General features: G+C 28.0%; 24 protein-coding genes. 11 read left to right on the forward strand and 13 right to left on the reverse strand.

The window, feature by feature from the left end:
- Nucleotides 1-8: 8 nt before the first annotated feature.
- A complete protein-coding gene (locus tag CORN_RS05255; protein WP_066008699.1) occupies nt 9-755 on the reverse strand; it encodes an SDR family NAD(P)-dependent oxidoreductase in 747 nt (248 codons plus the stop codon).
- Nucleotides 756-757: 2 nt separating this feature from the next.
- Nucleotides 758-1,999, reverse strand: coding sequence for an ankyrin repeat domain-containing protein (locus CORN_RS05260; protein WP_066008698.1), 1,242 nt, complete (start codon nt 1,997-1,999; stop codon nt 758-760).
- 110 nt (nt 2,000-2,109) lie between these two features.
- On the opposite strand from CORN_RS05260, the gene CORN_RS05265 reads away from it, so the two are divergent.
- Together CORN_RS05265 and CORN_RS05270 are read left to right on the forward strand one after the other, a co-directional pair.
- Nucleotides 2,110-2,568 carry a methylated-DNA--[protein]-cysteine S-methyltransferase gene (locus CORN_RS05265; RefSeq protein ID WP_066008697.1) on the forward strand — a complete coding sequence of 153 codons (459 nt, stop codon included), beginning with the start codon at nt 2,110-2,112 and terminating at the stop codon, nt 2,566-2,568.
- Nucleotides 2,561-3,439 carry an EamA family transporter gene (locus CORN_RS05270; RefSeq protein WP_066008696.1) on the forward strand — a complete coding sequence of 293 codons (879 nt, stop codon included), beginning with the start codon at nt 2,561-2,563 and terminating at the stop codon, nt 3,437-3,439. The genes CORN_RS05265 and CORN_RS05270 overlap by 8 nt, the downstream gene beginning before the upstream one ends.
- Here the strand turns inward: CORN_RS05270 and truA are convergent.
- Genes truA through glmU form a run of 7 tightly spaced genes read right to left on the reverse strand, consistent with a single transcriptional unit; the run spans nt 3,393 to nt 9,635 of the window.
- Complete coding sequence (truA, locus tag CORN_RS05275; protein ID WP_066008695.1) at nt 3,393-4,127, reverse strand: tRNA pseudouridine(38-40) synthase TruA; 735 nt, start codon at nt 4,125-4,127, stop codon at nt 3,393-3,395. The two genes, CORN_RS05270 and truA, sit on opposite strands and share 47 nt — an antisense overlap.
- Nucleotides 4,128-5,153, reverse strand: a complete 1,026-nt coding sequence (locus CORN_RS05280; protein ID WP_066008694.1) for an LptF/LptG family permease — start codon at nt 5,151-5,153, stop codon at nt 4,128-4,130.
- Nucleotides 5,150-5,899, reverse strand: a complete 750-nt coding sequence (locus CORN_RS05285; protein ID WP_066008693.1) for a prepilin peptidase — start codon at nt 5,897-5,899, stop codon at nt 5,150-5,152. The genes CORN_RS05280 and CORN_RS05285 overlap by 4 nt, the downstream gene beginning before the upstream one ends.
- Nucleotides 5,896-6,564, reverse strand: a complete 669-nt coding sequence (gene uppS / locus CORN_RS05290) for a polyprenyl diphosphate synthase (RefSeq protein ID WP_066008692.1) — start codon at nt 6,562-6,564, stop codon at nt 5,896-5,898. The genes CORN_RS05285 and uppS overlap by 4 nt, the downstream gene beginning before the upstream one ends.
- A gap of 1 nt (nt 6,565) precedes the next feature.
- Complete coding sequence (locus CORN_RS05295; RefSeq protein ID WP_066008691.1) at nt 6,566-7,186, reverse strand: hypothetical protein; 621 nt, start codon at nt 7,184-7,186, stop codon at nt 6,566-6,568.
- Nucleotides 7,183-8,346 (reverse strand): bifunctional phosphopantothenoylcysteine decarboxylase/phosphopantothenate--cysteine ligase CoaBC, encoded by a 1,164-nt coding sequence (gene coaBC / locus CORN_RS05300; protein WP_066008690.1) that lies wholly within the window; start codon nt 8,344-8,346, stop codon nt 7,183-7,185. The genes CORN_RS05295 and coaBC overlap by 4 nt, the downstream gene beginning before the upstream one ends.
- Nucleotides 8,343-9,635 (reverse strand): bifunctional UDP-N-acetylglucosamine diphosphorylase/glucosamine-1-phosphate N-acetyltransferase GlmU, encoded by a 1,293-nt coding sequence (gene glmU, locus CORN_RS05305; protein WP_066008689.1) that lies wholly within the window; start codon nt 9,633-9,635, stop codon nt 8,343-8,345. The genes coaBC and glmU overlap by 4 nt, the downstream gene beginning before the upstream one ends.
- Nucleotides 9,636-9,793: 158 nt before the next feature.
- Here glmU and CORN_RS05310 point away from each other — a divergent pair, with 158 nt between their 5' ends.
- The 9 genes from CORN_RS05310 (at nt 9,794) to CORN_RS05350 (ending at nt 23,613) form a co-directional block, all read left to right on the forward strand.
- Complete coding sequence (locus CORN_RS05310; protein WP_066008688.1) at nt 9,794-12,118, forward strand: autotransporter outer membrane beta-barrel domain-containing protein; 2,325 nt, start codon at nt 9,794-9,796, stop codon at nt 12,116-12,118.
- Nucleotides 12,119-12,256: 138 nt separating this feature from the next.
- Nucleotides 12,257-12,991 (forward strand): flagellar type III secretion system pore protein FliP, encoded by a 735-nt coding sequence (fliP, locus tag CORN_RS05315; protein ID WP_039626461.1) that lies wholly within the window; start codon nt 12,257-12,259, stop codon nt 12,989-12,991.
- 16 nt (nt 12,992-13,007) lie between these two features.
- Nucleotides 13,008-13,919, forward strand: coding sequence for an AEC family transporter (locus CORN_RS05320; RefSeq protein ID WP_066008687.1), 912 nt, complete (start codon nt 13,008-13,010; stop codon nt 13,917-13,919).
- Between the two features lie 11 nt (nt 13,920-13,930).
- Nucleotides 13,931-15,679 carry a chorismate-binding protein gene (locus CORN_RS05325; RefSeq protein WP_094750337.1) on the forward strand — a complete coding sequence of 583 codons (1,749 nt, stop codon included), beginning with the start codon at nt 13,931-13,933 and terminating at the stop codon, nt 15,677-15,679.
- On the forward strand, nt 15,676-16,239 hold the full coding sequence (locus CORN_RS05330) for an anthranilate synthase component II (protein WP_066008685.1): 564 nt from the start codon (nt 15,676-15,678) through the stop codon (nt 16,237-16,239). Before CORN_RS05325 ends, CORN_RS05330 begins: the two co-directional genes overlap by 4 nt.
- 44 nt (nt 16,240-16,283) lie before the next feature.
- On the forward strand, nt 16,284-17,540 hold the full coding sequence (locus CORN_RS05335; protein WP_066008684.1) for a TolC family protein: 1,257 nt from the start codon (nt 16,284-16,286) through the stop codon (nt 17,538-17,540).
- A complete protein-coding gene (locus CORN_RS05340; protein ID WP_066008683.1) occupies nt 17,537-18,277 on the forward strand; it encodes an efflux RND transporter periplasmic adaptor subunit in 741 nt (246 codons plus the stop codon). The genes CORN_RS05335 and CORN_RS05340 overlap by 4 nt, the downstream gene beginning before the upstream one ends.
- A gap of 2 nt (nt 18,278-18,279) precedes the next feature.
- Nucleotides 18,280-21,294, forward strand: a complete 3,015-nt coding sequence (locus CORN_RS05345) for an efflux RND transporter permease subunit (protein ID WP_066008682.1) — start codon at nt 18,280-18,282, stop codon at nt 21,292-21,294.
- A 90-nt stretch (nt 21,295-21,384) separates the two neighbouring features.
- Complete coding sequence (locus tag CORN_RS05350; RefSeq protein ID WP_172663984.1) at nt 21,385-23,613, forward strand: autotransporter outer membrane beta-barrel domain-containing protein; 2,229 nt, start codon at nt 21,385-21,387, stop codon at nt 23,611-23,613.
- A gap of 46 nt (nt 23,614-23,659) precedes the next feature.
- Here CORN_RS05350 and CORN_RS05355 read toward each other — a convergent pair whose 3' ends face one another.
- From CORN_RS05355 to rplS, 4 genes are read right to left on the reverse strand one after another with little or no spacing between them, the layout of a single operon-like run.
- Complete coding sequence (locus CORN_RS05355) at nt 23,660-23,989, reverse strand: ArsC/Spx/MgsR family protein (protein WP_066008680.1); 330 nt, start codon at nt 23,987-23,989, stop codon at nt 23,660-23,662.
- The gene (locus CORN_RS05360; RefSeq protein WP_066008679.1) at nt 23,983-25,323 is read right to left on the reverse strand and encodes a class II 3-deoxy-7-phosphoheptulonate synthase; all 1,341 of its coding nucleotides are present in this window, start codon (nt 25,321-25,323) and stop codon (nt 23,983-23,985) included. The genes CORN_RS05355 and CORN_RS05360 overlap by 7 nt, the downstream gene beginning before the upstream one ends.
- A 52-nt stretch (nt 25,324-25,375) precedes the next feature.
- Nucleotides 25,376-25,729: a cupin domain-containing protein gene (locus CORN_RS05365; protein ID WP_094750336.1), complete on the reverse strand. Its 354-nt coding sequence runs from the start codon at nt 25,727-25,729 to the stop codon at nt 25,376-25,378.
- A 2-nt stretch (nt 25,730-25,731) separates the two neighbouring features.
- On the reverse strand, nt 25,732-26,088 hold the full coding sequence (gene rplS / locus CORN_RS05370; protein WP_066008678.1) for a 50S ribosomal protein L19: 357 nt from the start codon (nt 26,086-26,088) through the stop codon (nt 25,732-25,734).
- Nucleotides 26,089-26,099 lie beyond the last annotated feature (11 nt).

Raw genomic sequence — 26,099 nt, forward strand, 5'->3', positions numbered from 1 at the left:
GAGTTTTTTTATATTTTTTCACTAAAAGTTCCTGCCCAAGTTTGAGTCACAGGCATAAGTTCTATTTCGTTGATATTAATATGTTCAGGTAAGCTAATAATAAAAGTAATGATCTTTGCTATATCTTCAGCCTTAATGTATTTAGTATTCTCATAAACTTCATCAGCTTTTTTTACATCACCCTTAAATCTAACCTCGCTAAATTCAGTTTTGCAAAGTCCTGGTGCGATATTGGTTACTTTTATATTACTTCCACGCAAATCCGTTCTTAAAGCTTTAGAAAATTGTGCCACAAAAGCTTTAGTTCCACAATATACATTTCCACCATAATAAGGTACATTAGCTGCAATAGAACCAAGATTAATCACATGAGCATTCTTTGTTTTTCTAAGCAAAGGTAAAGTAGCTCTTGCTATATACAAAAAGCCTTTGATATTAGTATCTACCATTGCTTCTATATCTTCAATATTTAAAGAATCAAATTCGTCTAAACCCAAAGCAAGACCAGCATTATTAATAAGCAAAGAGATGTTTTTAAACTCTTGAGGTAAATTTTTAATTGCTGTAAAAACCGCTTGCTTGTCTCTAACATCAAGTGCTATAGGATAAATTTTATTTCCATAAAGCTCTTGTAGTTTTTCTAATCTTTCTTTGCGTCTTGCTATGGCTATAACTTTATAATCAAGCTCTATTAAAGCTTTTAAACTCTCTAATCCAAAACCCGAGCTTACCCCTGTTATTAGTGCAGTTTTCACGGTTACTCCTCTTCATATAGCATTAAATTTTCACTCTCTTTTAAACCAAGCTTTTTTAAAAATTCAACATTTTGCTTTTTCTTGGCAATGATAGCAAAATCAAGTGCATTAAAACCTAAGTCATCTATTTCTTTGTAATTTGCTTTATAATCTATAAGCAATTTAAGCATTTTTACATCTGCATAATTTGCTCCATGCATAAAAATATTTTTAGAAGTGTGCTCAAGTGCACATAATGTAATAAAATATGGAGCATTACTTCCCACACTAGCAATAGAAAGTTTTTCATTATCATTAATATATTTTTGATTTACATTAGCACCATTTTCAAGTAAAAGTTTTGCAACCTCATAATTGTTATATTCCACTGCGTAAAATAAAGGTGTTTTTCCAAAAGAATTTCTATAATCAACAACAGCTTCATTTTCAAGTAAAACCTTAACATTCTCTATACTATCTAACGCAAAAAATAAAGCAGATTCATAACCTTCATTTATTTTTGCGCCCAATTTTATAAATTCACTTACAATTTCACTTTCTCTATTATTTAATAAAGCAGATTTAAAACCATTATTTAATTCTAAATTACTAATTTTTTTACCATAAATATATTCTTTGATTTGTTCTAATGAATTATTTTTATTTGCTACAAATTTTTCAAAATCTGAAATATCTTTAAAAATTTTAGTCTCACCAACCGCCCAATTTAAAAATTCATTTAAAGCATTACTAGCAAAATAAATTGCACTTGCTTTATCTAAATTAAACTCATTTTGAAAATACTTAGTTAAAGGATTAATTGCATTATTGTACTCTTTCCAAAATTCTTTAAAAAGTTTAAAATTCCCTATGCTCTGATAAGCCCAAAATCTAAAATAAGCTTTTAATTTTACAAATTTTTCTTCAAGCACCATAGAATCTTGCAGGGTTTTTTGATAGGTCCTTGGATCAAGCGCGATTTCTAATAATTTAAAATCAAATTGTCTTAAATCGCTAAAATATTCTCCACCCATACAAGCACTATTACTTCCTCTAATTTCATTAGCAAGTTCATATAGTCTTTTAGTAATTTGGTTATTTTTTAAAGAAAAAGCACAATTTAGATCCACTTGTGTAAAATCTTGTGTATTTTTTGGCTCAAATTCTTTAAAAAAATCTGTTTTGTTTTCCTTAACATACTCACAACTATAATCTAAAGCTAGAATATTTAAACTCAAAATTAAACTAAGTAATAAAATTCTCAAGTATTTTCCTTGAATATAAATTAAATTACTATTTTAACTAAATTTTTGCTTTAATAACAATTAATTAATTTAAAATTCATACAATGCTTCCTTTTAAATCAAGGAAAAATATGTATCAAAGTTTCTATAAAGCTAATTTTGCTTATATTCTTTTACAAAGCAATGAAAATAAACTCGTTAATGTTGATTTTACTACATTAAAACCTGATTTTACAAAACAAAAACATCCTATCTTAGAGCAAGCTTTGGAAGAATTAGATCTTTACTTTAGTCAAAAACTTTTTACTTTCAGTACTCCTTTATCTATCCACGGAAGTGAATTTGAGCAAAAAGTATATAAAGCTTTAACTAAAATTCCTTATGGACAAACTAAAACATATCAAGAAATTGCTATTTTTATTAATCATCCAAAAGCTTTTAGGGCAGTGGGAAATGCAAATTCTAAAAATAAACTTGCAATTTTTATACCTTGTCACAGAGTAGTAGCCAAAAATCACTTGGGTGGCTATAATGGTGGATTAGATATAAAAATAAAATTATTGCAACTTGAAGGTAGCTTAAATGATTAATCTATTATTAGTAAGCTTCATTTGGGCTTTTTCCTTTCCATTAATCGGACATTTTATTACTTTAGAAATGGATAGTTTTTTTGCTGCTTTTGCAAAAGTTTTTTTATCTTTATTGGTGTTTTTACCTTTTTTAAATTTTAAATTAAATTTACTTTTAAAATTAAAACTCATAGGTATTGGGGCTTTGCAACTTGGAATGATGAATTTATTTTATTATCATTCCTTTTTGTATTTAAGTGTGAGCGAGGTGGCTCTTTTTACCATTTTTACCCCTTTTTATGTTGTGTTGTTTTATGGATTTTTTTCAAAAAATCTTAGATACTTGTATTTTATTAGTGTTTTGATATGCATCTTTGGTGCTTTTGTAGTTAAATTCGACAACATCAATTCTAATTTTTTATATGGATTTTTACTCATACAAGGAGCTAATATAGTATTTGGCGCTGGACAAAGTTTTTATAAAATTTTATTAGAAAACAATACAAATTTAAGTCAAAAAGAAGCTTTTGTTTATTTTTATCTAGGTGCTATTTGTATAACCTTACCTGCTTTTTTATTTTTCGGAGACTATAGTAATTTACCATCAAATTTAAGCTCTTGGATAGCCTTAATTTATCTTGGTATTGTTGCCTCAGGGCTTGGATATTTTTTATGGAATAAAGGCTCCACTGAGGTAGATAGCGGAGTTTTAGCTCTAATGAATAATGCTATTATACCTTTAAGCATCTTTATCAATATGAGTATTTTTGGAGTAGATGTAGAGATACTACCTTTTTGCATAGGATCTTTAATCATTCTTTTTTCATTTTTTATACATAAAAAAATCATGCATTATTATAATAAGAAATCTTACTCAAATACAAACCACTAGCTGGAGCTAAAAATCTACAATGAGCCTTTTTAGCATTAATTTGCTCCAAAAGCTCATTTTGGCTCATTTTTCCCTCTAATACTTTTAAAATACTTGCCATCATCATTCTAATTTGTGATCTTAAAAAACCATTAGCTTCAAAATAAAAAATAGTGTAGTTTTTATAAGTATAAACTCTAGTTTTATACATCATTCTTATGCTTGTTTTATTATCTGAACCTTCTTTTTGAAAAAGTTTAAAATCATGCTCTCCTTCAAATAAATGTATTATTTCTTTAGCTAATTTAATATTAATCTCTGGGTAAAAATGCACATAAGAGGCTAAAAAAGGATTATATTTTTCATGACTTATAATATAACGATATGCTCTTTTTTGTACATCAAAACGTACTTGAAAATTTTCTTGAACTTTTTGAATACGCTTAATATGAATAAATGGATGTGCAAAATGATTAATTTTATTTTTCAAATACACAAAATCTTTAAAATACTCACCCGTTTTTATACAAGCAACTGCATTAAATGCATGCACGCCTTTATCAGTCCTTGAAGCAAATAAAGGCTTATCATAAATACCCAAATGCGATAAAGCTTGTGCTAAAGTATCTTGCACGCTAAGTTTATGCGGTTGTGTAGCTGAACCCTGAAATTTAGACCCATCATAAGAAAAAGTTAATTTTAAAAACATCTAATATTTATTTGTAATTTTAATCTTAAAATAAACGCTTGAAACAAGAAAAAATATTGAAAATATCAATGCAACAGCTACAAATGGCGGATTATAAAAGCTTATCAAAAGACCAAAATAAGCAAAAATAACTATAAAAATTCCAAAATACGCAAAACCTTTTTCATAACGATATGTTACTATGCCAAAAGATAATGCAAATAATACACTTGCCAAAGGAAATAAAGCAATCAATACATAAATAACAAATTCTTTCGCTTTTTCTTTATTGCTTGTTACATCAGACCAATAATCATAAAAACTTTTAGTATTTAATTCTCTAGAAGAAAGCTTGCTTTTAATTAATAGTTTTTTAAAACTAGCAATATGCCAATCCTCATTTTTAATCTCATAAGTTTTTCCCTCATCTAACTTAAAGGTGATTACTCCCTCATTTGTATCCAACTTTCCCTCTTTAGCTAAAATCACTCGTTCTTTATCTTGTGGATTTTTCTTTGGATAATACATTATAATATTTTTATAAGTTTCATCGGAATTTTTAGCATCTATAAAAACTAGCCAATCTCCGTATCGTTGTCCAAATTCCCCTGTTTTTATACTTACTTTAGCACTAATTTTTTTATAATCAACAAAATTATCAAAAAGCTCAAAAGAAATAGGAATGAAAACCAAAACCACCACAAGCATAAAAGCACTAACTAAAGTAGCAATTTTTATAAAAAAACCTGCTAACATTTTTGGTGCTAAACCCAAAGCAAACAAAACCGTACTTTCATTTTCTCTTGATAATCTATAAAAAGATAAAGTCAAAGCAATAAAAAATGATATAGGCAAAGTAAATGCCAATGTTTTTGGTAAAAGATATATATATAATTTTAAAAGCTCAAAAAAAGATATTTCTATATAAGATGTAATTTTTGCAAGTTGGATAAAAAATACAATAGAAACAATAATAAATAAAGTAAAAAATAAAGACAACATCGTGCTTAAAAACTGATTAAGCAGATATTTATAAACTAGTTTCATACTATACTTTCTATACTTAAATTTATCAAAATTCCACAAAATAAAAAAGGAATCATAGGCATTTGATAATCTTTCTTAGCTATTTTTATAAACATTAAAAGACTTAAAAAACATGCTATAAATAGAATTAAAAAGCCTTTTTCATAGCCAAAAATTCCAAAAATTAAAGCTATTATTATAACATCACCTTCCCCTAAACTTTCTAAAATTTCATCTCTTTTTTTAAAATTTTTTATAAAATTAATTGCACTTTTTAGCAAAAAAATCATTCCAGCCCCAAAACACACTCTAAATAAAAAACTATCTTGAAAATTCTCTAAATTAAAACCATTTTGCAAAAAATCAAAACAAAAAGCTAAAACAAACAAAATCCAAAGCCAAAGATCACTCACTGCTTTTAGATAATAATCCATCCAAGAAAGTGCTAAAAATATAGCCAACATACAAGCAAAAATTAAAATTTGAAAAATATCTTCAATTAGATAAAATGCAAACACAAATAAACATGCACAAATAAGCTCATTAAAAGGATAAATTAAAGAAATTTTTTCCTTACAAAAAGCACATTTTCCTTTTAAAAATACAAAAGAAAACAAAGGGAAGAGATGATAAAAATTTAAAGTTTTATGACACTTAGGACATTTTGATCTTGGACTTATAATACTTTCCTTACAAATAGTTCTTAAAATTAAAACATTAACAAAAGAACCCACGCAAAGCCCTAGTAGTAAAAAGAAAAATATCATTTACCAAAAGTTCTTTTGCGTTTTTTAAATTCAGTAATTATATTTGCGATTTCTTTTTTAGTAAGTGCAGGAAATAAGGTTTGACTAAAATAAATTTCTGCATAACTAGACTGCCATAATAAAAAATTTGAAATACGCTTTGCACTTCCTACTCTTAAAAATAAATCTACATCTTCGCTTAAATCAAGATTTGCTTGTATATTTGCTTCATTAATTTCAAGGTTTTTTTCAACAACCTTTTTAACCGCTCTAACTATTTCATCCTTACCGCCATAAGAAATAGCCAAATTTACACATAATTTTGTATGATTTTTAGTTTGTTCTTGAAAATTTTGTATTTTTTTCAAAGTTAATTCATCTAAAAGACTTAAATTTCCTATAGCTTTAAAACGAACTTCATTAGCAATAAATTTAGGTAAAGACTCATCAAGATATTTGTTTAGCAATTTAAAAAGAAATTCTACTTCTTCTTTTGGCCTTTGCCAATTTTCTGTACTAAATGCATAAAGAGTTAGGTTTTGAATTTTTTCATCTATACAAACTTCTATGATTTTTTCAACTACTTTAGCACCTTGACTATAACCAATTTTTTCTAAAAGTCCATTTTTCCTAGCCCATCTTCTATTGCCATCCATTACCACTGCAAGGTGTTTTAGCTCGTTCATTTTAGCCCTTTATATCCATCAATCTTTTAAAAACAAACATAGGATTAAGTGATTTAACCACTTCAAATTTAAAATACTCATTTAAAAATTGTGCTACTTTAACAAAAGGTGTTTGTATACGAGTTATTTTACCATTATCAATGATAATTTTTAAGGCACCAAAAATTTCAAAATACAAATACACCTCTAAAATATCACCATTTTTTCTAGCTTCAAACAAAGCCCTATTTCCATCATAAACAAAAGGTATATGATAAATTCCTTCAAAAAATGCAAAAAACATTTCCTTATAAATTTCAAACTCATATGCGCTTTTACTTTCCATAAGTTTTTGGGTAATGAATTTTTTATACCAAGCTTTTTCATCGCCTTCTTGCAAAAGTTTTTCTATAAGCCCCACTCCTTCTTCAAAAAGTCTAATTTTAGGCTTTTTCAAAAGATTTTTAAAAGAAATCACACCTTTATCTTCATAAACTTCAGCTAAATACTCCTCTCCCACTTCAAGTTCTATCATGCTTTTAGTTTCAAGTTTTTTAGTGTTTAAAAGTAATACATAGCGATTATATGCGCGTTTTTCTAGAATTTGCATTCTTACAGGTAAGGTTGAATTGATGATATTCACCAAAGTTTCCTTAATTCTTGTGCTAAAATAAAACCAAGTTTTTCTTTACTTTGTTTAGAACTTTGAGAAATACTATCTTTAGTTATAAAACAAATGCTATTTTCATCACTTCCAAAGTTCATTTGCTCATTTAAGACATTTAAACACACCATATCTAAATTTTTATCAGCTAAAGATTTTTTAGCATTTTCTAAAGCATTTTGCTCATCAAATTCCATTTTAAAGCCTATTTTTTTACCTTTAAAATCTAAATTTTTTAAGATGTCTTCATTCAGCTTTAATTTTAAATCAAGTCCGTTTAAATGCTCATTTTTCTTAATCTTACCCTTGTAAGCCTCAAGAGTAAAATCACTCACAGCAGCAGCCATAATTAAAGCGTCAAATTCTTTGTAGTTTTGCAATTTTTCTTTTAATTCTAAAGAAGATTCAAATTTTTCTAATTTATAAGGTGCTTTAAACTCCACTGAGCTAACTAATACTACTTTAGCACCTAAAAAATACAAGGCATCAGCAATTGCCTTTGCCATTTTTCCACTTGAAAAATTACTAATACATCTTACATCATCAATTTTTTCTTTAGTTCCACCACCGCTTACAATAAAACTTTTATCTTTAAAAAAATCTTCTTGCATTAAGCTTCTTTTTAAAGCATTTATAATGCTATCAAGCTCAGCCAAAGCTCCTAAGCCCTCGTCTTTACAAGCTAGAGTTTTAACTATAGGATCAATGATAATATAGCCTTGCTCTTTTAAATTTTTTAAAGATTTTTGAGTACTAAAGTGTAAATACATGTTTGTATTTGCAGCAGGTGCAATTAAAAATGGTTTATTTTTATCTACTGCTATTAAAGTTTGAATAAATAAATTATCCGCTATACCATAGTTTAGTTTATTAATAGAATTTATACTAGCAGGTGCAAAAAGCACACAATCACAAGTCTTACTAAAAGCTATATGATTATTAGTATTTTGCCAACTTTCGTTATCTTCACATAAAATTTCATCCGCTAAAGCTTCAAAGCTAAGCTTAGTGCCAAATTTTAAAGCTCCTTGACTTAGCAAAACTTTAACCCTAAAACCTTCTTTTTTTAATAAAGAAATAAGCTCATAAGCTTTATAAAAAGCTATGCTTCCACTTACTGCTAGTAAGATAGTTTTCATTTTTTGCCTAATTTTTTATAATAGTAATTTTCTACAATCTGAGCATTAGCTCTACTAATATACATAGAACCTTTTTCTACATTTTTATGCACTGTGCTTCCTGCTGCGATGATTACCTCATCTTTTATCTCAACCGGAGCAATAAATTGCGTATCTGAACCCACAAAAACATTTTTACCTATTTTAGTTTTATGTTTTTTTACCCCATCATAATTACAAGTGATAGTGCCACAACCTATATTAGTTCCCTCATCTATTTCACAATCTCCTAAATAACTCAAATGCCCTGCTTTAACTCCATTTAATAAAGCATTTTTACATTCTACAAAATTTCCTATATGCGTATTTTTAAGCTGACATTTTGGACGCAAATGCGCTAAAGGCCCTACATCGCTATTTTCTACTATACTATCTTCAATCACACTTGAACTTTTAATGATAGAATTAATGATTTTTGATTTTCCTTCTATACGCACATTTTCATATACTTCACACTCGCCTACAAACTCAACCTCATCTGAAATAAAAGTCGTCGCAGGCATGTGAAAAATCACCCCTTGCTTCATCCATTCTTTTTTAATCGCTTCTTGCATAAGATCTTGAGCCAAGCAAAGCTCTACTTTATCATTTACTCCCATAAAATCTTGCTCATTTACAAACACTGCATCGATTTCATAACCCTTTTCTTTTGCTAAATAAACCGCATCGGTTAAATAATACTCTTTAGCTTTATTATCATTTTTTATCAAAGGCAATACTTCTTTTAAAATTTGTGCTTTTATAGCATAAACACCACTATTGCAAATATTTATAGCAAGTTCTTCTTTATTTGCATCTTTTGTTTCTACTATTTTTTGAATTTTATTTTCTTTTAAAACTATTCTTCCATAGCTTTTTGGATCTTTTGCTTCAAAAACCGCCACATTAAAATCACTCTCATTTAAAGCTATTTTTTCTAAATCATCTGCTTTAACTAAAGGCATATCGCCACATAAAATCAAAACTTTTTCATGCTTACTCTCATAACCCCTTAAAGCTCCTGCAGTGCCTGGAAAATTTTGCAAGTCTTGTTCTAAAAAACGTGTGTTTGGAAAATGCTCTAAAACAACTTGTTCAACCTTTTCTTTTTGATGAGAAAGCACCACACATATATCATCACTAATTTTATATGCTTGTTTTAAAATATGTAAAATCATTGCTTTTGAGCAAATTTTTTGAAGTACTTTTGGATTTTGTGATTTCATACGCGTACCAAGTCCAGCAGCTAAAATAAGCACAGAAATTTTCATGAAACACCTTTATAAAAAATTATTGCTTATTTTAACAAGCTAAAGTAAAAATTCTTACCAATCATTGTTTATTTTTTACAGATTTTCATTTACTTTAAACTTAAATTTATGGGGGGGGGTATAATGCTTTTTTAATTTAAAATTAAAGGAGCAATCAAATGAAACTTTCTTATCATACAAGTAAAGTTTTAATGGGAGTTAGCATTAGTGCTTTATTAAGCAGTGCTGCCTTAGCACAAGAGATAAAGCTTGGAAATTTTACTGATTTTTTCAACTATAAAGATGGAATTTGGAGTTTAGATTCTAAAGAAAATATAGAATTAAAAATGGATCCTTCAGATATTCAATCTTATCATAAAGGAGAAAATCACGATAAACCTATAAAAGAATTTAATATCAAAACAAGTGGTACTTTAACTATTGGAGATGGAGATAATTGGATAGATGTAGGCAGCACTTCAACTAATGAAGCAAAATATGATTTATATAGTGTTAATTTAGAAGCAAAAGAAATCATTCTAAATAAAGATAAAACTTCTTTAGAAGCATATAAAGCTTTTAATATAAAAGGAAATCTTACACTTAATGGTAGCTCACCTATAACAAATGATAATATACATGATGAAGAACTTGATAGACCTGGTTTGTTTGTATGGAATGGATATGGCGAAAGAGATGGCTATATGAATATACAAGGAAATCTAAATGTCAATAATTCTTTTATTGGTATATATGATGCAAATAAAAAAGGTGGTTTAATCTCTGTAGATGGAGATGTAAATATAAAAGATTCAGCTATAGGTATAAGTACAAATAGTGTTTCAAATTTAGGTATAAATAACTATGTAGCTATAAAAACAACAGGCAATTTTAACCAAGATATAGATAAAAACATAGTAACAGCACTATATACTAAAGATATAACAAGCATGCTTGAAACAAGCAATTTACTACCAAAAAATGTATTTTTTGAAGATACTGATTTGGCTCAATTTACAGATTATAAGCTTAGTGTTTCTAATGATGGCAAAAGTCTTTTAATTAACGGCGGTGCTAATGAAAATGTAAGAGATTTATCAAAAATATTAAAATCTGAAATTGACATTAGAAACGAAGCTTTAGATACTTTTGAAGGTATAAAAAATGATATAGAATATAACAAAGATTCCTACCAAAAACCAGGATATATTGGCGATGATGCTATGCTTGAAGCCATAGCGCAAGCAGAAAAAGAACTGCAAGAACAAATTAAAAAATTAGAACAACAAATCAAAGACATAGAAGCTAATGGCGGAAAACCTGATGGTAGTGATTTAGTTGAAAACATGAAAGATATTAGCTTAGAAAATAAAAATTTAGCTGTAAATATGCTAAATGGTATTTTAGATTCTAAACTTAGCAATGATGCTGTTGCAGCACTCACTCTAGATACCACAGGAAAAAATCTAAACACACTTACTACAAATACAAAAGCAAGTGCAAAAGCTATAGTAAATAATGCTCAAAATTCTTCTGTTAATTCATCTATAGGCGTAGCAAATGACCTAGCAATTGGAACAAGGGTAGCAAAACTTTCAAATCCTTATCAAGATAAAGCTTTAGTGGAAAAATTTGCCACAACCCATATAGCAGCACTAGCAAGTGATGTTTATAATTATTATGGAAATTCTTCGTTTAACAATAGCTTTTGGGGTAATGTTTTTGGTGGTGCAAATATCATAGATGGAGATAGTGGTGCTTTATATGGATTTACACTAGGTGCTGATAGAAAAATCAATGATAATGCTTTACTTGGTTTTTACTTTACTTATGCTGATTCAACTATCAAAGATGGTGTTATGGAGCAAAAATCAGATAACTATCAATTTGGTATTTATTCTTTGATTAATCCAAATGATCAATGGGAAATCAACCTAAGAGCTTATGGACAAATTTCTCCAACAGACCAAAGCGTAGCAATGCTAAGTGATTCTAGTAATGCTGATTTTGATAGCAAATTCTTTGGCTTAAGCGCCAATGCTGGTAGAATTTTTAATCCAAATTCATCATCATTATTTATCAAACCTTTTGCTGGTATAAATTACTACTACGCACACACTCCAAGCTACAAAGAAAGTGGTATGTTTGCAAAAGAAGTTCAAAGCATGACAAATAATTCTATCTCTTTAGAATTAGGTACTGAATTTAGAAAATATATGAGTGAAGAATCATATTTATTTATCACTCCAAAAATAGAACAATATGTAATGAATAATGGAGATGATTTTGTAGCTGGATTTGTTGGCTCAAGTTCAAATTTCATCATCAAAGGAAATGATAAGAAAAAAACTTATGGACAAATCATTGTAGGTGGTAATGTAGATATTAATGAACAATTTAGCTTAAATGCAGGTATTGGAGCTAAACAAATACTAGCTGGTAAAACAGATGGTAAAAATGAAACTTATGTAAGTGGTCAAGTAGGTTTTAAATATAAATTCTAAAATTTTCGAGAAACTCCTTAGATGCTAGAGTAAAAACTCTAGCATTTTAAAAATGAAATATTAATTCGATCATATAAATTGTATTTTTAAGAGTAAAATTGCTAAAATATTGCTTCTAATTTTAACTAAGGAAAAATTTTGAGAGTTTTGTTAGTTTTATTTTTATTAAGTTTAACTCTTTTTGGTGCTGAAGCAACCATACCAACTGTGAATTTAAGCCTTAGTGCCCCAAATAGTCCTCAACAACTTGTAACAACCTTAAATATAGTTATAGTTTTAACTATACTAGCTCTTGCTCCAACTATTATTTTTGTAATGACTTCATTTTTAAGACTTATAGTGGTTTTTTCTTTTCTAAGAACCGCTCTTGGCACTCAAACTATGCCACCAAATACTATATTAATAACTTTAGCTTTAATTTTAACTTTTTTCATTATGGAACCTGTTGCTACAAAATCATATAACGAAGGCATAAAACCCTATATCGCTGAGCAAATAGGCTATGAAGAAGCTTTTGCCAAAGGTGTTAAACCTTTTAAAGATTTTATGCTTAAAAACACTAGAGAAAAAGACTTAGCACTATTTTATAGAATTAGAAATTTAGAAAATCCTAAAACTATAGATGATGTACCTTTAACGGTTTTAGTGCCTGCTTTTATGATAAGTGAGCTTAAAACTGCTTTTGAAATAGGCTTTTTACTCTTTTTACCATTTTTAGTTATTGATATGGTGGTAAGCTCTGTATTAATGTCTATGGGTATGATGATGCTACCGCCTGTTATGATTTCCATGCCTTTTAAACTGCTTATTTTTGTGCTAGTAGATGGATGGAATTTACTCATACAAAATTTAGTCAAAAGTTTTTTAACTTAATATTTTAGAGTAAGATATGTATGTTTTCTCCTCTTTATTTAGTATATTTTGCTTACTTTTTGGTGGATATTTTGCCAAAAAAATCAAAATTTTAAAACAAAAACAAGCACGCGCTTTTTTAGATTTTGCTATTATTTTTGCTTTACCTTGTTTGATTTTTGAAAGAACTTATCATCTAAATTTTGATTTTTCTCTAATTGTTATCATTTTAATTGGTCTATTTTCGGCTCTTTTTTCGGCTTTATTTTGTACATTTTTAGGTTTCTTTTTTAAATTTAGTAAAAGCACTCTTGTGAGTATTTTTTTACTTTCTAGTTTTGGAAATACTTTATTTGTAGGCATACCTATCATTAGTGGAATTTATAAAGAAGCTTATTTTTTAGGAGAAATTATCCTTTATGATGCTCTTGCAACCTCACTTCCTGTGGCTTTGCTTGCCCCCTTTGTTATTTCTTTAGCTAGCGAACAAAAGGTAAGTTTTTTACAAAATCTAAAAAAAGTCTTTACTTTTCCACCTTTTGTCGCTTTGATTTTAGGAATTTGCTTTAAGCTAATCACACTTCCTGAATTTATCTTTGAACCTTTAAGATTGCTTGGATCTAGTGCTACACCTATAGCTTTATTTGCTATAGGATTAAACTTAGGTTTTAGCTCTATTACAACTTCTTATAAAGCTACTTCAATAGTCATTTTTGGTAAAATGATACTTACCCCTTTGATATTTTTAGCACTTTTAAAACTTTTAAATTTTGATTTAAATCCTAGCTCTATCATCGCCTTGCTTGAATCAGCTATGCCAACCATGACTATGATGGCAGCTATGATTATGAAAGCTAAGCTTGATACAAATTTAGCTGTGAGTTCAGTAGCTTTTGGTATAGTATTTGCCTTTATTTCTTTGCCTATTTGGGTGTATTTTTTAACCTAAGAAGGATGCAAATGCCACCTGCTATCTTTGGAAAATATCTTTATGATGATCTTGCCTTCACTCTTAAAGCCCACACTCAAAATGAAAGCAAGAAAGCTTTTAAAATCATAGAAAAATATAAAAATGATTATTATTTCTTAGGTTATATTCAATATGAATTTTATAAATACTTAGAAGATAAAAACTATAAAAGCAAAGAGCCTTTTCTATATTTTTTTGCTTTTAAAACAAGGAAAATGTTTATAAATGAAGAAAAAAATCTAGATTTTTACCCTAGCTTTTTATCAAAGTTAAATCAAGAAAAATATTTTGAAAATTTTAATAAAGTCAAGCAAGCTATCGCTAAAGGACAAAGCTATCAAGTCAATCTTACTCAAGAATTACACTTACAATCAAATCTTAGTTTATATGAGAGTTTTTTAAGCCTTTACCCTAAACAAAACACCCCTTATAAAGCTTATATAAAAAACGAATTCTTAGAATTAGCTTCTTTTTCACCTGAGCTTTTTTTTAAAATCAAAAATAAAAAAATCATCACAAAACCCATGAAAGGCACAATCAAACGCTCAAACAACCCAAAAGAAGATGAAAAATTAAAAAACTTTTTAAAGCAAGATGAAAAAACTATTAGTGAAAATGTGATGATAGTTGATTTACTGCGTAATGATATTTCAAAACTTATCAAAAAACATTCATTAAAATGTGAACTTTTTGAGGTTAAAACCTACCCTACTTTACACCAACTCATTTCAAAAATAAGTGGTAAATTAAAACAAAAAAATGATTATTTTAAAATTTTCAAAGCTCTTTTTCCATGTGGATCTATCACAGGTGCACCTAAAATAGAAACCATCAAACTTATACAAAATTTAGAGCAAAGAGATCGTGGAATTTATTGCGGGGCTATAGGTTTAATCCATAAAAACAAAGCAAAATTTAGTGTAGCCATACGCACTTTAGAGAAAAAAAATAATGATAGTTTTTTAAGATATGGCGTGGGAAGTGGGCTTGTGTGGGACTCGCAAAAGCAAGATGAATTTAAAGAATTAAAGCTAAAAAGCAAAATTTTAGAACCTAACTTTTATTTGTTTGAAACAATGTATTATAAAAATAATTCTATTTTATTTTTTAAAGAACATTTAGTAAGAATTTTAAACTCGGCTAAATTTTTTGGTTTTGAAACTCAAAGATTAATACATGATTTTAAAAATATACTAAATAGTAAAGATAAAAAAATCCATTTTAAGTCTTTACAAAATTTCAATGATTTTGCTTTCAATCATCAGCATTTTTTTATAAAAAGTAATTTTACTCAAAAAGGTCAAAAAGCTATTAAATTACAACTTTTTAAAAATGGTCTTTATGAATTTAATTTTAGCAATATACAAGAAAATTCAAGTAAAAAACTACTCATAAGTAAAGATGTCTTAAAAGTAAATCTTTTAACACATCATAAAACTTCCCTGCGTAGCTTATATGAAGCAAATTCTCATCTATGGAAAGAAAATATTTGTTATGATATAGTTTTTTTTAACGAACAAGGCTTACTTTGTGAGGGTTCAAGAACCAACATTATCATAAATTTAAACAGCGAATATTTTACTCCTTATGCTAAAAACTGCCTAAATGGTATTTATAGACAAGCACTCTTAAAATACAAACTCATCAAAGAAAAAGATATCACTAAAGATGAGCTTTTAAATGCTAAAGAAATTTATGCTATTAATTCTTTAAGAGGCTTAAAAAGGGTGTTTTTATGAGAGTTTTAATTATAGATAATTATGATTCTTTTACCTACACCATAGCCTTTTATTTAAAAGAGTTAAACATTTCTTATAAAATCATCAAAAACGATAAATTTAAAAACCCCAAAAAGCTTAAAAAGTATGATTTTACTCATCTTTTAATCTCTCCTGGTCCAAATTCTCCAAAAGAATCAAAGCTAAGTTTAAAAGCTATAAAATACTTCAAAAAGAGCAAAAAAATTCTTGGAATTTGTTTGGGTCATCAATGTATAGCTTATGCATTTGGTGGTAAAATTTCTAAACTTCCAAATCCAACTCATGGTAAGGTAAAAACTATAAATTTTAAACCAAACTCACTTTTTAAAAATCTTGAACAAAATTTTAAAATTTGTTTATATCACTCTCTTTATGTCAGTCATATAGGTAAAAAATGTGAAATTTTAGCCCAAAGTGAAGATAATATCATCATGGTTTTAAAACATAGAAAATACGACATTTATGGAGTCCAGTTTCACCCCGAAGCTATACTTAGTCAAAATGGTAAAAATCTACTTAAAAATTTTCTAACTTTATAATTACTTTAAGTTATATTTTTTATAATAAATCAAAAAGTTTAAAAATGAAAATTTTATGTTTACTTTTCTTGCCTTTATTTTTACTAGCTAACAACCTAAAAGACTTTATAGATTTAAGTTTAAATAATGAAAGTTACCTACAAAAACAGCTTCAATTTTCTAAAAGCATCTTAGAACAAGAAAGCATTCAAAATGCTTATTTGCCAAGTTTGCATTTAGGAGTTTCTTATCTTGGCTCAAACAAAGATCGCTTCATCATAGAACCTCAAGAAAGTCTAATGAGTACACTTTCGCTTAAATTTTTACTTTTTGATGGAGGTAATAGAGAAGCAAAAATCGCCAGTATGCAAAGTTTAAAACAGCTTGCTCATCTTGAAAAAGAAAATATGGCAAATTACATGGCACTTAGCGCTAGTGTTTTGTATTTTAATTACCTTAGTTTAGAAAGTATTGTAAAGAGCTACAAACAAAAAGAAATCACTCTACAAAATCAACTCAAACGTTTAGAAAATTTTTATCAAGCTGGACTTGCTAGTCAAAGCGAACTTGAAAGCATAAGAGCAAAATATGAGTTAAGTTCTTATGAATTAGCTCAAAATGAATTAAAATTATATGAATTAAAAAATGAAATTTACAACCTTAGTAAAACACATTTTACACCTTCTTTTCAAAATGTCTTACAAGAACCAAGTGAAGAAAAAAACAAAAGCTATGAAATAGCCCTTATGCAAGAAAAATTAAATTTAGAAAATTTAAAAATAGACTCTGCTAAAGCTGAGTTGTTTCCAAAAATATTTTTACAAAATAGTTTTAGCTTTTATGATATGAATTATAATCCTAAATTACCTTATGAATTAAAAACAACAAGTGAAGATTTTTTAAAAGAACATGGACAAAGTAATCGTTTTTTTATAACTTTTGAGTGGAAAATTTTTGATTTTGGTGCTAACCAAAAAGCCTTAGAAGCTCAAAAATACACAAGTAAAATCACCCAGCTAGAGCTTGAAAAAACCAAAAGAAAAGTAGATATAGAACTAGATAATCTTTTACAAGAAATTGAAATTTCTAAAGTTAAAATAAAAGCATTAAACGCAAGTTTTAATGCAGCTAATCTAGCATTTAAAGCCATAGAAAAAAAATACATTGCAGGGCTATGTTCATATGTAGAATATCTAAATGCATTAGAATTAAAATACAAAAGCCAAAGTCAGCTTGAATTAGCTAAAAATGAATATGAAATCACGAAAGCAAGATATTATTTTACAGCTGGGATTGATATCAAAACAAAGGTTTTAGAATGAAATTTGTATTTTTATTTTTATTTTCTTTACTTACTTTAAAAGCTGAAGAAATTTATGCTAGTTTTGATGTACTCGCACAAAATCAATCAAAATTATCCCTGCAAAACGTTGGTATAGTCAAGGCAATCTATGCTAATGTTAATGATAAAGTAAAAAAAGACCAAATTTTACTTAAGCTTGAAGATTCTAGTGAACAAATAGCTTTAAAATTAGCACAAAATGAATACAAACTTGCCACTCTTGCACTAGAGCATGCTAAAAGTTCTTTGGAAAAATTTAAAAAAGTTCAAGAAGTAATAGATAAACAAAGTTATGAAAATATTTTATTTGAATTTCAAAAAGCACAAACTTTGCAACAAAAGGCTTTTTTAAACATACAACACTATAAAGACTTGATAGATAAAAAAACCCTAAAAGCGCCTTATGATGGGATTGTTTCTAAAAAATACATCGACATAGGAGATGGAGCTAAAGGAATTTCTCATGTTTTGTTTGAATTTTTTTCTTATCCAAAAGTAAAATTACTTATAAGTTTTGATGAAAAATTCAAAGATAAAGTAAAAATCGATGATATTTTTATTTATAAAATAGATTCAAACGAAAAAGAATATCAAGGTAAAATCACACTTATTTATCCAAGCATAGATATAAAAACACGAAAAGTTTATGCAGAAGTTGAAGCTTTAAGCTTTACTCCAGGTTCTTTTGGAGAAGGAAAAATCATCACCAAGGATTAATCTTGTATCGTTTTGCTATCAACAATCCCATTGCTATTTTGATGTTTTTTATCGCTTTAGTAATTTTTGGTGCTTTTTCTATTTTTAGCATGCCTATTAATCTTTATCCAAAAGTAGATATTCCTTTGATTAAAATCACTACTACTACTAATGGAGATTTAAAATTCATAGAATCAAAAATAACCAAAGAAATAGAAAATGCAATTTCAGATGTACAAGGGATAAAAAATATCAATTCTACAAGTTATAATAATTTCTCTATTTCAGTTATCGAATTTGAATTAGGTAAAAATTTAGAAGTAGCTGCAAATGACATTAGAGATAAACTTAACACCATTACTCTTCCAGCAAAACCAACATTAGAAAAAATATCCCCTGATGCAGGTTCTGTTGTATCGTTGTTTTTAAGTTCTAATGATAATTTAAAACTTATGCGCAAAATAGATAATGATATAAAACCTTTTTTACAAAGAATTTCTGGTGTTGGAACAATCAATGACATAGCCTTTTTAAAACCACAAGTTCAAATCAAACTCTTACCTAATGCCTTACAAAAATACCATATCAATGCACTTGATGTTGCCAAAATCATTCAAAGTCATAATTTTAAACAATACTTAGGTGAGTTTGAAAATTCAAAAGATAATTTTACTATTAAAGGATACTTTGAAGCACAAAATTTAGAAGAGCTAAAAAATATACGTATTTTTAGTGGAATATTTTTAAAAGATATAGCAAATATAAGCTATGGTTTAGAAGATCAAAAGCAGTTTGCAATGCTTAATGAAAAAAATGGAGTATTACTTGAGCTTAATAAAATTTCTGGTTATAACTCTTTAAAAGTTATAGAAAATATCAAAAATTCTTTAAAAACTCTACAAACAATAGCAGGTAATGATATAGAAATTAAAATAGTTTATGATAAAAGTCAAAATATCTTAAAACACATAAACCAAGTCATTTTTGATATGATTTTTGGTGTAGTTTTAACACTTTTAATAGTATATGTATTTTTAAGAAATATTAGTGCAACTATTTTAGCTTTTATCGTTTTACCAACTTCGATTATTTCTAGTTTTTTTCTTATTAATCTTTTGGGTTATGATATCAACCGCTTAACTATCATAGCTCTTACTTTAAGTATAGGAATTTTTATTGATGATGCTATTGTTATAATTGAAAGTATAGCTAAAAAAGCAAAAAGTCTCCCTCCATTGCAAGCTTCATTTGAAGGAATTAAAGAAATTGGTTTTAGTGTTTTAAGTATTAGTGCTGTTTTATTGTGCGTGTTTATACCTATTGCTTATATGAATTCAATTCCTGGTTTATTTTTTAATGTTTTAGCTACAAGTGTTGCTTCTGGTGTGATTATAAGCTATCTTGTAAGTGTATTTTTAATACCTACTTTAAGTGCTAGATTTTTAAACACTAACGAAAGCACATTTTATAAAAAAAGCGAGTTCTTGTTTAAAAAACTTGACCTTTTTTATGAAAATTTACTTTATAAAGTTTTAGCTAATAAGATTAAATTTATCCTATCAACGCTTGTTATAATTATTTTGTGTTTTTCTTTAGCTCCTAAAATAGGATTAGATTTTCTACCTATAGAAGAAGATAGCGAAATACAAGTTTTATTAGAAAGCAAAAACGACTTATCTTTAGAAGCTATGAAGGCAAAAAGTTTAAAAGTATATGAAAATATAAAACAAGATCCAAATGTTGCCTATGCATATTTACTCATAGGATATAGTGATGCAAAGGAAATTAAAAAAGCAAAGATTTATGTAAAATTAAAACCTTTAAATGAAAGAAAATTCAGACAACCTAAACTTATAAGTCTTTTTCAAGAAAAATTAAACTCATATAAAGATTTAAAAATAAAAGTTTTAGAACTCCCTAAAATAGAAGGAGCAGGCATTGAAGATCCGGTTCAAATTCAAATTTTAGGAGATGATTTAAAACTGATAAAAGAAGCTATTGATAGAATGAAAGAAGTGTTTTTAAAACATGAAGGCTTTGTTGCTATAGATGATAATGAAGGAGATTTAAAAGAAGAAATAGCCATCACTATCAATAAAGAAAAAGCAGCAAAACTTGGTATCAATCCTCAAGAACTTGCCTATGTTTTGGCTTATTCTTTTGGAAATTTAAGCGTTGGAAATATGGACTATAAAAATTTCAAAGATGAAATTATCCTTAGTTTTGATGAAACTTTTAAGAAAAATCCAACAAGTCTTGAGCTAATCGAACTTAAAAATCAATACAATGAAAATATAAAGCTTTCTAGCATTGCAAATTTTTCATACAAAAAAGATCTATCACTAATCAATAGACACAATAAAACCACAAGCATAAAACTAACTTCAAGTATAGAAAACATTTCTTTAGGTGATGTAAGAAATATTTTTGAATCCAATTTAGCTTATATTTTAGGAAATAGCAATCTATCTTTTGCTTATTCTGGATTTTTAGACTTTTTAGATGATACCATTAGCGGGTTTTTATTTTCTATATCTTTAGGAATGATTTTAATTTATCTAATTCTTGCTTCTTTATACTCAAGCTTAATACTTCCTTTAATCATCATGATAAGTATGCCTTTAGCTTTTGGTGGAGCATGTTTTGGAATTTTTATCACAGGAAATCATTTTTCTTTATTTGTACTTGTGGCTATTATTTTACTTTTTGGTATGGTAGGTAAAAATGCTATATTATTAGTAGATGTAGCTAATAAAAAATGCAATGAGGGTATGGAAGTAGAAAAAGCACTAATTTATGCAGGAAAAAGTCGTTTAAGAGCCATTTTAATGACTACTTTTGCAATGATTTTTTCTATGCTTCCACTAGCACTTTCAAAGGGTTCTGGCTTTGAAGGAAATTCTCCTATGGCCATTGCTATTATATTTGGTCTTATTAGCTCTACCTTACTTACGCTTTTAGTAGTACCTGCTTTATTTAAATTTGCTTATAATTTAGATACAAAAATAAAAAAAATCTACCAAAGACAAAAAATTTAAATATTTTTTTAGTTTTCATTTACTTTAAACTTAAATTTATGGGGGGGGGTATAATGCTTTTTTTTAATTTAAAATTAAAGGAGCAATCAAATGAAACTTTCTTATCATACAAGTAAAGTTTTAATGGGAGTTAGCATTAGTGCTTTATTAAGCAGTGCTGCCTTAGCACAAGAGATAACTATCTACGATAGTAATATGGATCAGTATTTTGAAACTAGCGATGGTAGAAATTTCAACCTAAAAAAAGATCATACAAATAGTGATTTAACTCTAAATCTTTACCACACAGACCTAGCTAATGCTATAGCTAAAGATGAATATAAAGACCTCTCAAGAGTAAATATTAACTTAGGCTCTAACAATCTTACTTTTAAAAATACTTCTGAAGGTGCTAATTATGTAACAAACTATACCATTAATGCTAAAAAAACAGAAGCTACAGATGTGATATTTCAAAGCTTAGATGGAAAGTCTATAGTTAATGGAGACTTTAGCATAAAAGGTTCATCTAATCCTGTAGAGGGTGTTTTAGATGATGTAAAATCTTCAGCTATTTTAATCGCTGATGGACATGGACTTCAAGGTTCTCTTGAAGTAAATGGAAATTTTACAGCAGATCAATCTACTCTATTTACCATAGGTGGCAATAAAAGTCAAAACCACATACAAGTAAATGGTAAAGCAAATATCACAAATTCAAACTTTTCCATAGGAACAACAAGTTTTGGTGATTTAGCTTTAAATAATTATGTTTTCATGAGTGCAAGCGAAGGATTTAATGAAGATATAACAAGTTCAAACAAAGCTAGTGCAAATATGAGTAAAAATTTTGAAAGTATTGTTGGCATGAGTAGCAAAGACTTAGGACTTAGTTATGAAGTTGTAAGAGCTATGGATGTAAAAGATTTTGTTGATTATGAACTTTCTACAAAAGATAATAAACTTTTAATTAGCGGTGGTGCAAATGAAAATGTAAATAACAACAAGATGGTTTTAGAAAGTGATAAAAAATATCTAGAATTAATTAAAATTGATTTAGAAGATGCCAAAGATGATGAAGGTGCTAATAAAGAAAAAATAGATGAAGCCATTGCAAAAATTGATGAACAAGTAAAACAAATTCAAGATATGATTGACAGTGCTGGAAGTGGAGAAATTTCTAACGACGATTATATTAAAAATGATTCTAGTGTTTCAGTTTCTAATAAAGATTTTGTTTCTAAAATTTTAGATGGACTTGCACTCGGTAAAGATTTTAATGCAATAGGTAGTATCAAATTTGACAAAGTTGGAGAACAAGTAGCAAATGATATAAAAGATTCAGCTAAATCTATCTCAAATATAAATCAAGCTTCATCAGGTATAAACTCGACCATCAATGTTTCTAATGATATATCTATAGGTTCTCGTGTAGCTATGCTAAATAATCCTTATGGAAATTATGCCATGAAGTTATCTCAAATAAGATTTGCTGCAAATGATTATAGAGGAAATTATGTAGATAATTATAAAAACAGCATTTGGGGTAATATAATAGGTGGTGCAAATATCATAGATGGAGATAGCGGTGCTTTATATGGAGCTACTATAGGTATGGATAGAAAAGTCAATGATGATGTTATTATTGGAGCTTATTTTACTTATGCAAATGCTGAAATAAAAGATAATCTTTTGACACAAAAATCAGATAACTTCCAATTTGGTGCTTATTCTAATATCTATATAAGTCCAAAAGTTGAAGTTAATGTTAAAGCTTATGCTCAAATTTCTCCTACAGATCAAGATATTATAAATAGAGGATTTAACACAACAAATAGTGCTGATTTTAATAGAAAATTCTTTGGTTTAAGTGCTAATATGGGATATGTTTTTGATTTTAGTGATAACACTTTATTTATCAAACCTTTTGCAGGGGCAAACTACTACTACGCACACACTCCAAATTATAGTGAAAGCGGAGTTGCTGGAAAGGATGTTAATAGCGCTAGCAACAATTCTATCTCTTTAGAATTAGGTACTGAATTTAGAAAATATATGAGTGAAGAATCATATTTATTTATCACTCCAAAAATAGAACAATATGTAATGAACAATGGAGATGATTTTGTAGCAAGTTTAAATGGAGTAGCACTACCTAGTGTAAAAAGTAATGATAAGAAAAAAACTTATGGACAAATCATTGTAGGTGGTAATGTAGATATTAATGAACAATTTAGCTTAAATGCAGGTATTGGAGCTAAACAAATACTAGCTGGTAAAACAGATGGTAAAAATGAAACTTATGTAAGTGGTCAAGTAGGTTTTAAATATAAATTCTAAAAATTTCGAGAAACTCCTTAGATGCTAGAGTAAAAACTCTAGCATTTTAAAAATCCTCATATTCCTTAGCTATAAAAATTTCATCATCTTTTACGATTAATGGGCGTTTTATAAGTGTTGGACTTTGCAAAATTATCGCTTTAATCTCATCCTGACTTAGACTTTGGAGTTTTTCTTTACTTAATCCTATTTTTCTAGCACTCATACCTGCTGTATTTACAAGTTCTAAAATACTTCTTTTGCTAAGCCAAAAATTTAAAGTTATTTCATCTAATTTTTTAATATCAAAAAATTCAAATTTAATCTGCTTAGAGTTTAAATAATCCATGGCCTTTTTAACACTATTGCAGTTTTTTATACCATAAAATTTTAACATTTCCTTGCCTTTTTCACTAAATCTGCTATCAAAAACGCTAATTCTAAAGCTTGATCAGCATTTAATCTTGGATCGCATTGTGTTTCATAGCGTTTAGAAAGTTCTTCCTGAGTGATATTTAAAGAGCCCCCTACACATTCAGTTACATTTTGTCCAGTCATTTCTAAATGTACTCCACCTGGATAGACTTTTTCACTCATTGCTATTTCAAAAAATGTACGAACTTCTTGCATAATCTTATCAAATTCTCTTGTTTTAAAATTTCCCGATTTAACTGTATTTGCATGCATAGGATCTATGCTATAAAGTATATTAAAACCTTCTTGTTTTAATTCTTTAAATAATTTTGGTAAAAAATTTGCTATCTTATCACATCCCATACGAATGATAAAATTTAGTCTTCCTGCTTCATTGTTTGGATTTAAAATATTTACTAACTTTTTTATTTCATCTAAATCATAATTAGCACTAAGTTTAACACCGAGTGGATTTTTCACTCCACTTAAAAAATGCACATGTGCTTCATCGGCATTTCTAGTACGCTCACCTATCCAAAGCATATGTGCTGAACAATCATAAATTTCACCACTTAAACTATCTACTCTTGTTAATGCTTCTTCATATGGCAAAAGCAAAGCCTCATGAGAAGTATAAAAGGCCGTTTGAGAAAGATTTGGTGTATCTGTGATACCACAAGCTTGCATAAAAGCCAAAGCTTGAGTAATTTTTTCGCTAAGCTCATCATATTTTTTACCAAGTTCTGCCTTTTTTAAAAATCCTAAATTCCACTTATGCACCACTCTTAAATCTGCCAAACCACCTCTAGAAAAAGCTCTTAATAAATTCAAAGTTGTAGCACTTTGATAATATGCTTCTAGCATTCTTTTGGGATCTGCTATTCTTGATTTTTCATTAAATTCAAAACCATTGATAATATCCCCACGATAACTTGGAAGCTTTACACCATCTACTTCTTCAAAGTCACTACTTCTTGGTTTTGCAAATTGCCCTGCAACACGACCCACCTTAACAATAGGACAAGATCCTGCAAAAGTTAACACTATAGCCATTTGAAGCATAACTTTAAACATATCTCTTATATTATCAGCACCAAAATTTATAAAACTCTCCGCACAATCCCCTCCTTGAAGCAAAAATGCCTGTGAATTTGTAACTTTAGCAAGAGATTTTTTTAATTTGTCTACTTCACCTGCAAAAACTAGTGGTGGTAATTTTTCTAGCCTCTTAATAACTTCTTGTAATTCATTTTCATCAAGATACTGTGGTTGTTGTTGAATTTTATAATTTCTCCAAGATTTTTTTGTCCATTTCATAGTTTAACTTCCTAATTTAGATAAGCTAAAATTATACAAAATAAGGCTTAAACTAAGATTTTAAAATATTTTCAATACGTCCAAAATTATCTTGTTTGTATAATGTTAAACGGATTATAGAATCTTCTAAAGCTAAAAGATTATGAATTTCATTAGCCTTTAAGCTAATACTATCTAAAGTTTTAAGTAAAATCTGTTGGTTTGAAACCCCAAAATCAACAGAGCCTTTCAATATTTGTATAGTAATATCAAAAGGTGCTTTATGATCTTTCATAAAGCTATCCTTTGACATAGTTATGCAGATTTCTTTAGCATAAGTATTTTCTATTTTTTTAGATATATTTATACCTTTTTGTATTTCTTGCTCCCAAGAAATTACTTCATACATTTGAGTTCTAAATTTCACTTTTATTTTTTAAGTTCTTTAATACGAGCAGCCTTACCTCTTCTATCTCTTAAATAGAATAATCTAGCACGGCGTACGCGTCCTTTTCTTAACACTGTAATACTTTCTAAACTTTCACTATAAATAGGGAAAATTCTCTCAACGCCTACATTATTAGCACCGATTTTACGTACGATGAAAGTTTCATCTACACCATTTCCTCTACGTGCTATACAAATACCTTCAAAATTTTGAATTCTTGTTTTATCGCCTTCTTTGATGCGAATAGCAAGTCTTAAAGTATCTCCAGCACGAAATTCTGGAACATTTTTACCTTCAATTTGTTTTTGCTCAAATTGCTCAATGTATTTATTTTTCATAATGATATTCC

This window comes from Campylobacter ornithocola (assembly GCF_013201605.1).
Taxonomy (GTDB): domain Bacteria; phylum Campylobacterota; class Campylobacteria; order Campylobacterales; family Campylobacteraceae; genus Campylobacter_D; species Campylobacter_D ornithocola.